General features: G+C 67.7%; 8 protein-coding genes and 1 tRNA gene. 5 read left to right on the forward strand and 4 right to left on the reverse strand.

From position 1 onward, the window contains the following. Positions 1–76 precede the first annotated feature (76 nt). The 3 genes from ASE95_RS10710 to ASE95_RS10720 all read left to right on the forward strand — a co-directional run bounded on the left by ASE95_RS10710 (position 77) and on the right by ASE95_RS10720 (position 3,687). A complete protein-coding gene (locus ASE95_RS10710; RefSeq protein WP_056635447.1) occupies positions 77–358 on the forward strand; it encodes a ribbon-helix-helix domain-containing protein in 282 nt (93 codons plus the stop codon). 55 nt (positions 359–413) lie between these two features. Next, a complete protein-coding gene (locus tag ASE95_RS10715; protein WP_056635450.1) occupies positions 414–2,813 on the forward strand; it encodes a TonB-dependent receptor in 2,400 nt (799 codons plus the stop codon). Positions 2,814–3,003: 190 nt separating this feature from the next. Further along, the gene (locus ASE95_RS10720; protein ID WP_056635453.1) at positions 3,004–3,687 is read left to right on the forward strand and encodes a Fe2+-dependent dioxygenase; all 684 of its coding nucleotides are present in this window, start codon (positions 3,004–3,006) and stop codon (positions 3,685–3,687) included. 408 nt (positions 3,688–4,095) lie between these two features. On the opposite strand, the gene ASE95_RS10725 is transcribed toward ASE95_RS10720, so the two are convergent. From ASE95_RS10725 to ASE95_RS10740, 4 genes are all read right to left on the reverse strand, one after another. Further along, entirely contained in the window at positions 4,096–4,791 is a 696-nt protein-coding gene (locus ASE95_RS10725; protein WP_056635456.1) for an FkbM family methyltransferase, read from the reverse strand. A 148-nt stretch (positions 4,792–4,939) separates the two neighbouring features. Then, positions 4,940–5,791 carry a manganese catalase family protein gene (locus tag ASE95_RS10730; RefSeq protein ID WP_056635459.1) on the reverse strand — a complete coding sequence of 284 codons (852 nt, stop codon included), beginning with the start codon at positions 5,789–5,791 and terminating at the stop codon, positions 4,940–4,942. A gap of 185 nt (positions 5,792–5,976) precedes the next feature. Further along, entirely contained in the window at positions 5,977–10,605 is a 4,629-nt protein-coding gene (locus ASE95_RS10735; protein WP_056635464.1) for an NAD-glutamate dehydrogenase, read from the reverse strand. A gap of 220 nt (positions 10,606–10,825) precedes the next feature. After that, entirely contained in the window at positions 10,826–12,058 is a 1,233-nt protein-coding gene (locus ASE95_RS10740; RefSeq protein WP_056635467.1) for a PAS domain-containing protein, read from the reverse strand. Positions 12,059–12,217: 159 nt separating this feature from the next. Here ASE95_RS10740 and ASE95_RS10745 point away from each other — a divergent pair. Both ASE95_RS10745 and ASE95_RS10750 read left to right on the forward strand, forming a co-directional pair. Next, positions 12,218–12,293, forward strand: a tRNA-Thr gene (locus ASE95_RS10745). 92 nt (positions 12,294–12,385) lie between these two features. Further along, positions 12,386–13,810, forward strand: a complete 1,425-nt coding sequence (locus ASE95_RS10750; protein WP_056635469.1) for a DUF6538 domain-containing protein — start codon at positions 12,386–12,388, stop codon at positions 13,808–13,810. The last annotated feature ends 57 nt before the right edge of the window (positions 13,811–13,867 follow it).

The following is a 13,867-nucleotide window of genomic DNA, read 5'->3' on the forward strand; positions in this document are numbered from 1 at the left end:
CAGCATATGCCTGCACGCCGCGGTTCGCCAGCGGGAGCCGCCTTGTGCCGGGTGCATATATTGCGGTGCGCGAACCGTGATTGCGGCGCCCGAAGGCGGCTTCGTGGGGCCGGTAAAGCGATCCGTGACGATCGCCGGGCATGCGACGTCGATCAGCCTCGAACCGGTTTTCTGGCGCGCGCTGGAACGCGCGGCGCGCGAACGGGCGCTGCCGCTGTCGGCGCTGGTCGCGCAGATCGATGCGCTGCGTGTCGCGCAGGGAGATCCACCCAATCTCGCGAGCGCCATCCGTTCGTGGCTGGTCGCACATCCGTCGACATTTTGCGACAGAGGTGAGAATAACTCGCATCAGGATTGACTTTGAAAGTCACTCGCAATAGCTGGCCCCAACGAAAAAGCGGGGCTCAGTCATCATGTCGTCGTCATCCACATCCTTCCTTGCGTTGTCGTGCATCGGCTTCATCGCCAGCGCGCCGGCCGCCGCCGAAGCGGCTGACCGCGCGCCCGCCGCGCAGGACGGCCGGGCACGGATCGATCGTGACGACGTGGTCGTCACCGGAGCGCGCGTGCAGGGGCCGGGTGAGCTGGAGAGCCCGAAGGCGACGTCGGCGCTGATCGACATGCCACAGACGGTGACGGTGATTTCGGACCAGACCCTGCGCAAGCAGAACCTGCTGACGCTGCGCGATGCGTTGCAGACGATCCCGGGCATCACCTTCGGCGCGGGCGAAGGCGGCGGAGGCTATGGCGACAGCATCAACCTGCGCGGATTTTCGGCGAACAACGACATCACGATCGACGGCATCCGCGACAGCGCGCAGTACAGCCGCACCGATCCGTTCAACCTGCAGCAGATCGAGATCTACAATGGCGCCAATTCGGTGTTCAACGGATCGGGATCGGTCGGCGGCACGATCAATCTGGTCAGCAAGGAACCGCGCCCCGAGGATCTGACCATCGCGCAGGCCGCGATCGGCACCGACGACTATTACCGCGCCGCGATCGACGCGAACGAGCGGGTCACCGACATGGTCGGCGTGCGATTGAACGGGGTGTACCACCGCAACGGCGTGCCGGGCCGCGACGTGGAGAAGTATGAGCGATGGGGCGTGGCGCCGGCGGTGACGATCGGCATGGGCACGCCGACCAGCCTGACGCTGGCCTATGTCCATCAGGAGGATCGCAACACGCCGTTGTACGGCGTGCCTTACTACAACAACGATCTGGTCGGCGGGTTAATCACCGGCGCGGATCGCAGCGATTATTACGGTTATCGCAACCTCGACCGGCAGGACGTGAACATCGACCGCCTGACCGCGACGCTGCGCCATTCGGTCAACGATCATCTGTCGGTCCGCAACCTGACGCGGTGGCAGCGCGTCGCGCAGTATAGCGTGACCAGTGCGCCACAAGGCACCTTCTGTCTGGCGAGCGGCACGCAGCCGGTGCAGGTGGCGGGTGGCACGTCAGGCTCGGGGTGCCCCACGACGTTACGCCCCGGCCAGTGGCTGCCGTCCGGCCCGCGCGGGCTGTTGCGCGATCAGGAGAACCAGCTGTTCGCCAACCAGACCGACCTGCGGCTGGAACATGGCGCGGAGGGAAGCATCCGCAACGTCGCCAACATCGGCGTGTCGATGATGGTCGAGGATTACAAGATCGCGGCGGGATCGCTGCTGCGCAACGCGGACGGATCGGCGACGACGCCGCTGCCGGTGCTGGCGATCAGCAACCCGGACACGGTATACCGCGGACCGATCAACAACGTGACGACGTCGCGAGCGCAATCGTCGACGCGCAACGTCGCGGTCTACGCCTTCGACACGCTGGAACTGGGCCGGCATTTCGAGCTGAACGGCGGCGTGCGTTGGGAACAGCAGCTTGCCGAGTTCAACCAGCTGCCGATCCCCGTCGCACCGGGAGTGACCCAGCCGTTGCCCGCGCAGTTGGGCCAGCGTAACAACGAGCGGCTGTTCTCCTACCGCGCCGGGCTGGTCTATCATCCCGTGCAGGATGTCAGCCTGTACGCCAGCTATGGCAATGCCAAGACGCCGTCTTCGGCGACGGTGCGGCTGGGCTGCACCAGCGTGTCGGGCACGGTGGTGACCAGCACGTGCGACGTCGCACCGGAGACCGCGAAGAATTACGAGATCGGCGCGAAGGCCGGGCTGTTCGGGCGTCGGCTGGAATTGACCGCGGCGGTGTTCCGCAACGAGCGGACCAATTACCGCATTCCATCGAACGACCCCGCGCTGCCGACGGTGCAGGTTCTGGACGGGCGCAGCCGCGTCGATGGTATCGCGCTGGGCGTATCGGGCAACGTCACGCCCGCATGGATGATCTTCGCCAATTACACCTATCTCGACAGCAAGGTGCTGCAATCGGTATCGGACTTCTGCCTGGCGCGGCCGGGTGGCCCCGGCTGCGGCAACAGCGTGGCCAACCCCGATCCGCAGCGCGACCGGCGGCTGGTGCAGACACCGCCGCATTCGGGCAGCCTGTTCACCACCTACAAGCTGCCGTTCGGCCTGGAGGTCGGCTACGGCCTGACCTATCAGGGGGCGATCACGACCTATGTGCCGAACCTTGCCAATGCGACGTTGCTGAAGGCGGACGATTACCTGATCCATCGCGCCTATATGGCGTACAGCTTCCGCGAGGGGTTGACGATGCAGCTGAACGTCCAGAACTTCACCGACGAAAAATATCTGACCAACGTGCGCAACAACCTGAACGCCAGCGGCGTCGTGACCGGCGGCTGGGCGATGCCCGGCGACCGGCGGCAGGCGGTGCTGAGCGTGTTCTACAGCTTCTGACGTCCGGCCGACCATCACCCCGGACGTGATCCGGGGTGATGGTTGTGGCGCGGTCGGATCGGGCGGAGTCGCGCCGCGGCGCCGGCCACGCGAGGCGCATGGCGACCCGGCAAATCGAAGCACGGCGTATGCCGGTGCGGATCGCTGCGCTACGCTGGCCATCACGCACCCATCTATCGGACGTATCGCCATGTTGATCGCCATTCCCGACGTTCTCGATGCCGCGACGCTGGCGCGGGTGCGCGGCGTGGTGGAAGCGGGCGAGTGGATCGACGGCAACGCCACGTCCGGGCCGCAGGCCGCGCTGGCCAAGCGCAATCGCCAATTGCCCGAGGACGGCGCGGCGGCGCGCGAGGCGGGGGCCGCGATCATTGATGCGCTGGGGCGCGCGCCGCTGTTCGTGGCGGCGGCGTTGCCGGCCAAGGTCTTCCCGCCGCTGTTCAACCGATATGAGGGCGGTGAGGATTTTGGCCTGCACGTCGACAATGCGATCCGCATGAAGCGCGGCAGCGACTTCCGGATCCGCAGTGACCTGTCCGCGACATTGTTCCTCCAGGATCCGGGCACCTATGACGGCGGCGAACTGGTGATCGAGGATCAGTTCGGGGTGCAGGAGGTGAAGCTGCCGGCGGGGCATATGGTGCTGTACCCGGCATCCAGCCTGCACCGCGTCGCCGCTGTCACGCGCGGGGTGCGGCTGGCGAGCTTCTTCTGGATACAGTCGATGGTGCGCGACGACGGGGCGCGGCGCATCCTGTTCGATCTCGATCGTGGCGTGCAGGCGGTGGCGGCGGCGCAGGGGCATGGCGCGGCGGCCACGGTGCAACTGACGGGTGTGTACCACAATCTGCTGCGACGCTGGGCCGAGGTCTAGGAGAGGGCCGACATTCGGCCGGTCTGCCTGCAAGCGCCGTCATCGCGAGGGTCGCGGTGCAAGCCGAGACGTCGTGCGAAACGCCGGATCGCCTCGTCGTACTCGCAATGACGGGCGGACGAGGCAAAGCCGGCCGATCGTGCGAGTGAGGTTTGCCCGAGCCGATGGATCATCTTCATCGGCGATCAGTCCGACACCTGCGGCGCGCCGAACGCCGATCCGGCCCGAAGCAAGGGCCGGGCGGTCGATTGACGGCGTTGACCGTCACGCCGAAGCAGGTCCGGCTGCCGGTGTCGGGCGATGCCGCCGGAGCGACATTCGGTAATAGCGGCGTCCGGCGACGGGCGCGGCATGAAGTCGTGAACGGTCCGTCGATGCGGTCCGGACCGTGCGTTCGACGGTTAGTGGTTACTTGCGGCGGAACAGGCAGTCGAACTCGATCGCGCAGGCGGGATCGTCGCGCATCGTGTTGACGGTGCGGAATTGCGCCGGGGTGAAGCCGAGCGCATCGATCTGCGCCAGCGCCTCGTTGAAGGTCCAGATCCCCTCGTAGAGCGCGACCACCGGCAGTTCGAGCAGCAGCGCGGAGGTACGCGCCAGCGTTTCGCCCGCACCCTCCAGCACCGCGCGTTCGTGGCCCTGCGTGTCGATCTTGAGCAGGATCGACCGTGCGGGATCGCCGGCGAGCGCGGCGTCGAGCGTGGTCATCGGCACCGTCTCGGTTCCCAGCACGGTCGGATCGACCGCCAGTCGCCGCGCGGTAACGTCGTCCAGCGCGTGGAGCGAGTTGAGCGTGTGGTTGTCGTAAAGATTGATCTCGACCGCGCCGGGCGCGGCGCCCAGCGCAGCGCGCGTGACCGTCCATTTCGGGTCACTGGCGGCGCGTTGTTCCAGTGCCTTGAACACCTTGCCGACTGGCTCGAACGAATGCAGCCGCCCGGTGAAGCCGCGTTCGCGCACGCCCTCCGCGAATTGGCCGAGGTTCGCGCCGACGTCGACCACGAGGTCGATGTCGCGGGTGCGCAGGAAATTGCCGAACGTCGCGGCGCGTACCGCCTCCACGCCGAAGCGGTTCATGATCTTGTTCGCCAGCGCACTCAGCATGTTAGCCCCCTTTGCCGTTGTCGCGGCATGTCAGAGCGGGCGGGGGCGCGCCACCGATTTCTTGGGATGCGCCGCGACCGGTTTCGGGACGTGCCGGGGTCGGCCGGGGGCGACCGGGCGGGGCGAACCCCGCCCGGCACCGTGTGCGTCAGCCGATCTGCTCGTCCTGCGCGCCGCTGTCCGGGCGTGCCGGGCCGAGGATCGGTTCCTCGCCGAGCGGACGGTTCGGAAAGACGGTGAACTCGCCGCGCCCGTCGATCGACGGACCGCTGGTCCAGCGCCCTTCCGGATAGGTGCCGTCCGCCGCCGTGGCGTAGAAATTGTAGTTGTTCTCCTGATCTTCCATTTCCTGCGGGAAGGAATTGGGGATCGGCAGATTGGCCGTGCCGCCCAGTTCCTCGATCACCGCCAGCCATTGTTGCTGGTGCATCGTGTCACGCGCGATCATGTAGTGGAGCATCTTCTTCATGCCCTCGTCATGCGCGGCGTTGAACAGCCGCACCGCCAGCACGCGGCCGGTGCTTTCCGCCGCGACGTTGCAATACATGTCCGCCGCGACGTTGCCGCTGGCGTAGATGTGGCTCATGTTGAAGGGCACGCCATCGGAGTCCATCGGCATGGCCGCCAGCCCGCCGGACAGCAGGTTCTTGTGGATCAGCCCCTCGATCTCCTGCCGGCCGTTGCCGCCGCCCATCACCGCGCCGACGATGCCGTCCGCCGCGCCTTCTTCCTGAAGCGAGGCTGGTGCCTTGTCCAGGTTGAGCGCGACCGCCGTCGCCAGCATCTCGATATGGCCGATCTCCTCCGTGGCGGTGTGGAGCAGCATGTCGCGATATTTGGAGGTCGGTGCGCGATTGCCCCACGCCTGGAAGAAATATTGCATGCAGACGCGGATCTCGCCCTCCACGCCGCCGATCGCCTGCTGCAACATCCGCGCGAAGGCGGGGTCGGGCTTCTCGACGGTGACGGGATATTGAAGACGCCTGTCGTGATAATACATGCTGCTTCTCCGCTTATGGTGCGGTGGGGCAACCGATCAGGGCACGATAAGTTGTTGAGCTAGCGTTATAAAACGCCGCTTTTTCTGGGTGATCTGCATCAACGGCGGGGTGCCGGGCTACCCTGTGGGGCAGCGGGCCGCGTCACCCCGGCGCGGGGCCGGAGTGACGGGCAGGACGCGTCGGTTCAGCGTCCCAGCAGCACGCGGGCCTGACCCGCGATCTGCGCCAGCATCGCCGCATTGGGTGCCTGCGCGTTGCGCGCGCGATCGATGACGGCGCGGAATTGACCGACGCGCGCGGCGTTGCGGGCCAGCCACTCATCGACCAGCGCCTCCGGATCGGTGCCGCCGCCACGGCCGAGGAAGTCGAGGCGCAGTTGCTGGAAATCGCGGGCGAGGCCGGCGATCAACAGCCGCTCCCAGGGGTCGCTGGGGTTGATGCGCGTGGCGGTGCCCTGCGCCCAGTCCAGCCCCAGCCCCTCGCCAAGGCGGGTGAAGGCGCGCGCGAGCGGCGTTTCGTCGATGCCTGCGCGCTCGCCGAGGTCGGCGAGGCCGACCGCGCCGTCCATCTCGAACAATCGCACCACCCGCAACGCAAGATCGTGCGGCGCGCCGGCCGCCTCCAGCGTGTCGGCGATGCGGCGCGAATGGGCGCGCGTCTCGTCGAGCAACAGGTCGTCGGTGGCCGCCTCAAGCCGCGCGATGCCGCCCGACAGACGCGCGAGCGCGGTGGACGGCATCGTACCGGGGGCCGTGGCGCGCAGCAGGTCGGCGATCTGCGAGCGCACCGCCACCGCGACCTCGTCGAACAGCGCGAGGCGACCGCTTTCGGGCATCGCGGTCGTTTCGATCGCCTGCCACAGCGCGGCGAGATCGAACTGACGCTCCGCGACGACGAACATCGCCGCGATGTCCGACAGGGTCGCGCCCTCTTCCTCGGCAAGTTCGAAGGGGTGGAGGATGCCGATGCGGTTGATGATGCGATTGGCGAGCTTCGTCGCGACGATCTCGCCACGCAGCCGGTGCGCGTCAATCGCGGCGGCGAACCGGTCCTGCATCGCGCGCGGGAAGGCGGCGTGGAGGTCGGGCAGCAGCGCGGGATCGTCGCCGAGCGGCGATTGCTCGATCGAGTCCTGCAGCGACAGCTTGGCAGTGGCGAGCAGCACCGCGAGTTCCGGGCGGGTCAGCCCGCGGCCCTCGCCGGTGCGGCGCAGCAGGTCGGTGTTGCCGGCCAGCCCCTCGACCCGCCGGTCGAGCCGGCCGGCTTCCTCGAACACCTCGATCAGGCGGACATAGCTGGGCAGCGCCTGCGCGCCGCCGCCCTCCGCGATCGACAGGCCGAGCGTCTGGAGGCGGTTGTCCTCCAGCACCAGATGCGCGACGTCGTCGGTCATGCTGCCGAGCAGGGTGTTGCGATCCTCGAACGACAGCCGGCCCTCGATCATCTCGCGGTTGAGCGCGATCTTGATGTTGACCTCGTTATCCGAGCAGTCGACGCCCGCCGAATTGTCGATGAAGTCGGTGTTGATCCGCCCGCCGCGCGCGGCGAAGGCGATGCGCGCCGCCTGGGTGACGCCCAGATTCGCACCCTCGCCGATCGCGATGGCGCGCAATTCCTCGGCATCGACGCGCAGCCGGTCGTTGGCGGGATCGCCGACGGTGGCGTTGTTTTCCGCCGCCGCCTTCACATAGGTGCCGATGCCGCCGAACCAGATCAGGTCGGCGGGGCTTTTCAGGATCGCGGAGATCAGCGCGGCCGGTTCCAGCCGGTCGGCGGCGATGCCGAGCGCGGCCTGCACCTGTGGCGACAACGGCACCGACTTCATATCGCGCGCGAACACCCCGCCACCGGCGGAGATCAGCGCCGTGTCGTAATCAGCCCAGCTGGAGCGCGGCAGCGCGAACATGCGCGCGCGCTCCGCCCAGCTGGTCGCGGGGTCGGGATCGGGATCGAGGAAGATGTGGCGGTGGTCGAACGCCGCGACCAGTTTCACCGCCTTCGACAGCAGCAGGCCGTTGCCGAACACGTCACCCGACATGTCGCCGCAGCCGACGATGCGGATCGGCTCGGACTGCACGTCCAGCCCGCGTTCGGCGAAGTGGCGCTGGACCGAGACCCACGCGCCCTTGGCGGTGATGCCCATCGCCTTGTGGTCGTAGCCCTGCGACCCGCCGCTGGCGAAGGCGTCGCCCAGCCAGAAATCACGATCGAGCGCGATGCGGTTCGCCACGTCGCTGAACGTGGCGGTGCCCTTGTCCGCCGCGACGACGAAGTACGGATCCTGCCCGTCGAGGATCGTCACCCCTTCGGGATGCACCACCTCGCCCGCGACGATATTGTCGGTGATCGACAGCAAGGTGCGGATGAAGATGCGATAGGCCTCGGTCCCCTCCGCCAGCCACGCGTCGCGATTGGACGGAGCGGGGAGTTGCTTGGCGTAGAAGCCGCCCTTCGCACCGGTCGGCACGATGACCGCGTTCTTGACCCGCTGTGCCTTCATCAGCCCGAGGATCTCGGTACGGAAATCGTCGCGGCGATCGGACCAGCGCAACCCGCCGCGCGCAACCGGGCCGGCGCGCAGGTGGATACCCTCGACCCGCGGCGAATAGACCCACACCTCACGCCACGGCAGCGGGGCGGGAAGGCCCGGAATCCTCGCGCTGTCCAGCTTGAAAGCCAGCGCCTCGTTTGCGGCATCCGTGAAGGCATTGGTGCGCAACGTGGCATCGATCACCGCGCGGAAGGCGCGCAGGATACGATCGTCGTCGATGCCGGTGACCGCATCCAGCCCGGCGTCGATCACGCCCTGCGCGGCATCGGCGTCAAGCGTCGAGGCGGGATCGTGGATCGCGGTGAACCGGTCGATCAGGGCGTGGGTGACGTCACGGACGCGGGTGAGCGTGTCGACGACGTTCGCCGGGCCGTAGCTCATCCCCGCCTGCCGGAGATATCGATACCATGCGCGGAACAGCACCACCGCGGAGGGCGACAGCCCGGCCTCCAGCATCAGCCGGTTGAAACCGTCATCCTCTGCGCGACCCTCCAGCACCTGCGCCAGCGCTTCCTGCAGCGTGTCGGCGGCGGCGAGAACGGCGGGCACGTCGGCGCTGGTTTCGAGCGTGAAGTCGTGGATCGAGCTGCGTTCCTCGTCGGTCAGCGCGGTCGGCATCTCCTCGATCACGCGGAACCCGAAATGCTCCAGCGCGGGCACCGCGTCGGACAGCGCCAGCGCGCCGCCCTGACGATAGATCTTGAGGTGGAGCATGCCGTCGCCGCCGGCGGTGAAGCGCACTTCACGATCGGCGTCGCCGTCGAGATTGGCGATCGAGACGATATCGCGCGCCGCCTCGTCAGCGGAGGCACCCGTGCGATAGCGCGGGGGGAAGGCGGCGGCGTGGCGCAGCGCAAGGCGCGCGGCCCGGGCCGGCCCGACCTCTTCGGTGAGCGCGGCCTCGATCGACGGCGCCCAGCCGCGCACCATCTTTTCGAGAGCGGCGTCGAGCATCATCGCATCGGGCAGCACGCCCGCGCCGCGCAGGTCGATCGTGTAACGCAGGAGCGCGACACGGCCATCCTCGACGCTGGTCGACCAGTTGAGCACCTGACCATTGGCGGCATCGCTCAGCATCTCACCGATCGCGATGCGGCGCGCCGTCGTCATCTCATCGCGCGGCAGCCACACGAAAGCATAGAGGTGGCGGCCGAGCGGGGAGGGGACCAGCACCAGTTTGGGCCGGGGACGATCCGCCAGGCTCATCGCGGTGAGCGCCAGTTCCTCCATCGACGCGGCGTCGACCGCGATCATCAGGTCGTGCGGCAACGTGGCGATGGCGTGGGTCAGCGCCTTGCCGGTGTGGCCGGCGGGATCGAAGCCGAACTTCGCCTCGCTGCCCGCCAGCCGCTGACGCAGCACCGGCACGCTGCGCGGGGGCGCGTTGAGCGCGGCGGACGTCCACAGCCCGGCATGGATCGACAGGCCGGTGACGCGCCCGCCGGTGTGGATCGGCACCACCAGCAGATCCAGCGGCACGCGGCGATGGACCGGCGAGATCAGGCTGGATTTCAGCAACAGCGGCGCGGAATTGCCCGCCGCGAAATAGTCGACCGCCAGCCGCCGCGAACGATCGGCGAGGATCGGCACCTCATGATCGTTGGTGACGATGCCGAGCGACGCGACCGGGTCCGCATGGCCGTCCGCATGCCAGCGTTCGTGCCCGAGCAGCGTGAAGTGGCGATCGAGGAACCAGCGCAGCAGCGCCGCACCTTCCGGATCGCCGCCGACATCGTCGATCACACCGGCGTCGGCGGCCAGCGTGCCCTGCATCGCCCGCCAGTCGCGTACCGCGACGCGGACGTCGGCGAGCAGTCGCTCGATCTCATCGGTCAGTGCGCGCCGGTCACGCGCGTCGACGCGTTCCAGTTCGACGTAGATCATCGATTCGGGTCGGCCGTCGGCATCCTCGATCCCGGTCAGCCGCCCCTCGGCATCGCGGGTGACGCGCACCACCGGGTGGATGACGCGATCGACCGCGATGTCGCGGTCCCCGATCGCGGCGGCCACCGAATCGACCAGGAACGGCATGTCGTCGTTGACGATCGCCAGCCGCATGCGACGGCGCGCGCCGTCGCCGGGCAGCTGTTCCAGTGCGAGCGCCGGCGTACCCGCGGGGCGCACCGCCGCGGTCTGCGCGAGGAAGGCCGCGGCCTCCGCCTGCTTGTCCTCGCCGAAGCCGGCGAGTTCGCCCGGCAGTGCGCGATAGGTGAGCCGCGCCGCCAGCGCCGCAGACAGTATCTGAAGAGACTTTTCCGCCATGACGCCGCTATGCGCCCCTTGACGGGCTACCTCAAGGCTTGCCGCACTGCATCATGAAGGGGTTAGGGGAGGGGCATCGCGGCCGGCGCGCCAACGACATGCGACGCCGGCATGCACGACCTCAGGCACGGCGTTCGCCTCCGGGCCGGGCCGGCCGGGCGGCCGGATGGCGGGTCACGTCCGCGATGACGAACGACCTATCAGACGCGCTGGATCTGCGTCAGGAAAGGCGGCGCAGCACCTGTTCGGCGAGCCGCGCATCGTCACCGATCGCGCCGACGACGACGATGCCGTGCGCGGTTGCGCGTCCGAGCAGGACGACGGGTGCGCCCTCGTCCAGCCCGCTGTCGATCGCGAGTTCGGCGAGCACGGCGCGATCGGCGAGCGGCAGCGCGGACGCTGGCGCATCGGGCCGACGCGTGGCGCGCTCGGCCGCGACGATCCCCTTCACGCCGCCCTCGACGCGTTCGAGCGCGTGGGCCAGCGCGCCCTCACCGATGCCGGTGCGCTGCGCCCAGGCAAGTACGGCCGCCGCCTCTGCCAGCCGGGTCTTGTCATGATCGGTGCCGAAGACGAGCTTGGCGATCGCGGTCATCGGCGCGCGGGCCTGCGGACGGATGCCGGCCTCCTCAAGGAGGATCGCCAGTCGCGCGGGATCCTCGTCGGCGGCGAGCGCGACGTCGTGCGCGCGACCCAGCGCGCGGTACAGCGCGGCGTGGCTGCGGATATGCGCGGCGCGCGCAGCGGCGGCGCTGTCGCGCGCGGCGGCGAGGCGATCGTCCAGGGTGGCAAGTGCGGGTTCGTACGCGGGCTCGTCCTCCGGCCCCGCCGCGCAGGGGCCATCCGCCCAGACGCCGCCGGGCACCGGATCGTGGCGCGGCGCGCGCAGTGCGACGGCAAGCTCCGCGTCCAGGCCGGCCTGATCGACGGCCGGCGCCAATTCCTTCCAGTTGATGACGCCGTAGATATAGTCGATCGTCTGCGCGTCCGACGAGAACGGCATCAGGATGCCGCGATACATGGTGTTGTGGCCGCGCGTGCCGGTGAATTCCGCCTCGAAGCCGATCGGCGCGCGATTGGCGATGATCTGCAGGTAATGATCGGTCAGCCGTGACAGCAGCGAGCGCGACGGCACCTCCGCGATGCGCGTGATCGACTGGTCCAGCCCGCATTCCTCGCGCAGGGTGCGGCCGAGATACTGGATCGCGGGATCCTCGACCCCGGCCGAGAAGTCGAGCAGCACGCTGTGCGGGCCGAAATCGGCGATGCTGTCGGGCTCCAGATCGTCGATCGACGGATAGGGACGATCGCGCAGCAGCGACACCCAGTGATTGTACGCGCGGACATGCATCCGGCGCTCGTCGGGGCCGATCGGCGCGTGCGGTTCGCCCACGCCGCCCTCGGTGGGGTCGTCGTCCTGGCGAAGATCGTCGTAGCCGCGCGCGCTGTCCATGCTCATCGTCCCGGCGAGCGGCCTGTCATTGAGCCGAATCGCGGGATCGCTTTTGCGCCATGGATGGTAAACGCACGGTAAAGCCGCGAAGCGCTTGTCAGCCGCATTTCCCGCTGCTAAGCGCCGCCTCCACGACGCACCGCATGCGGTGCGTGGTAGGCCGCTTTAGCTCAGCTGGTAGAGCATCGCATTCGTAATGCGGGGGTCACAGGTTCGAGTCCTGTAAGCGGCACCACCCTTCTCTAAGCTACTGAGAAGGCTGAAAACCTCAGCAAATCAGCCACTTTTTGACGGACGCCTGTTACAAACGTAACAGAGGCGACAACGATGTGCACCCACCTCTCCAAGCGCGGCGCGACCTACTATTTTCGGCGGGTCGTGCCTGAGGAACTGCGGCCTTTTCTCGACGGTCGGCGGGAGTGGATGATCTCACTGCGCACGAAGGATCGTGCCGACGCCAAACTGGCTATTCCCCCGCTCACGATGTCCACGGATGCCGAGATGGTGGCGGCAAGAAAGGCGTTGGCTGAGCACGGCGGCGATGCCGGGGCAGGGAAGCCTGCTGAGAGCCGATCCCGCTTCCCCGGCATGTCGAGTGCTCTTTCGGCTCGGCTTGCTCAGGAGCGCGCTGACAGGCGCGAGGCGAGGCAGCGTTTGAGAGAGCAGATGGAGGAGACGGCTGGAGCCTTCTCCACGTCGGAACTCGATCCGGTGCACGCCATCCTGAAAGACATCATGCGGGAGAGGGAGGAGGAGCGGCAACAGGCGTCCACTCCGAAGGAAGCCGTTCCAGCGCAGCCCGCGCTACCGCTCATCGAGCTATTCGACGCCTACGCTATCGAGCAGGGCATGAAGGCCGTGACGGCCAATGAGTGGCGCGGCAACATGCGGGCGCTGGTCCGGTATTTAGGGCATGATGATGCCGCCCGCATCACCGTGGAGGACATTGACGGCTGGCGTGACTTCCTCTTGGCGGAAAAGACCAAGCGAGGCGGGCCGCGATCAGCCCGGACGGTCAAGGACAAGTACATATCGGCTCTGCGTTCGACCCTGAACTACGCCATCAGCAAGCGGAAGCTGGCCCAGAATGTGGCGGCTATGGTGGACGTGCGGGTGCCTCGCAAGGCGAAGCTCCGCGAGCGCGACTTCACCGCCGATGAAGCCAAGACCATCCTGTCCGAGACGATGAAGGAGCAGGACGGCGTATCTGTGTTCATGCAGCGCGCCCGGCGGTGGATACCGTGGCTGTGCGCGTACACTGGCGCGCGAGTGAACGAGATAAGCCAGCTTCGCGGCAGTGACGTTGCCGAATTGGACGGCATTTGGACCATCCGCATCACGCCTGAGGCGGGCACGGTCAAGTCCGGGCAAGCCCGCACGGTGCCGTTGCACCCGCATCTTATCGAGCAGGGGTTCCCCGGCGTTGCGACCGGGGGCGATAGTGGGCCACTGTTCTACGATCCGGGCAGGGTGCGTAAGCCGGGTCCGGGGAACCGCCACGTCAAGAAGGTTGGAGAACTGTTAGCCGGGTGGGTCCGGGATGCCGCTGGCATAACCGACCCGAACGTGCAGCCGAACCACGGATGGCGGCATCTTTTTAAGACGCGCGCAGGGGACGCGGGGATGCCAGAGCGGGTTGCTGATGCAATCCAAGGCCATGCGCCCAGGAGCGTTGGGCAGACGTATGGCCGCGTGTCGCTCCAAGCTATGAACGATGCCATGGCCAAGCTACCCCGCTTTGTGATCGACTGAGCGCGTCCCAACCTCCTGCAATCCTATGGACAGGTCGATGGCGGAGGCTCAGTGTTG

The sequence above is a fragment of the Sphingomonas sp. Leaf231 genome (assembly GCF_001421995.1).
Classification (GTDB): domain Bacteria; phylum Pseudomonadota; class Alphaproteobacteria; order Sphingomonadales; family Sphingomonadaceae; genus Sphingomonas.

Coding starts and splice junctions, on each gene's coding strand:
- ASE95_RS10715 (WP_056635450.1), top strand. CDS start 414: ATGTCGTCGTCATCCACATCCTTCCTTGCGTTGTCGTGCATCGGCTTC.
- ASE95_RS10720 (WP_056635453.1), top strand. CDS start 3,004: ATGTTGATCGCCATTCCCGACGTTCTCGATGCCGCGACGCTGGCGCGG.
- ASE95_RS10725 (WP_056635456.1), bottom strand. CDS start 4,791: ATGCTGAGTGCGCTGGCGAACAAGATCATGAACCGCTTCGGCGTGGAG.
- ASE95_RS10730 (WP_056635459.1), bottom strand. CDS start 5,791: ATGTATTATCACGACAGGCGTCTTCAATATCCCGTCACCGTCGAGAAG.
- ASE95_RS10735 (WP_056635464.1), bottom strand. CDS start 10,605: ATGGCGGAAAAGTCTCTTCAGATACTGTCTGCGGCGCTGGCGGCGCGG.
- ASE95_RS10740 (WP_056635467.1), bottom strand. CDS start 12,058: ATGGACAGCGCGCGCGGCTACGACGATCTTCGCCAGGACGACGACCCC.
- ASE95_RS10750 (WP_056635469.1), top strand. CDS start 12,386: ATGTGCACCCACCTCTCCAAGCGCGGCGCGACCTACTATTTTCGGCGG.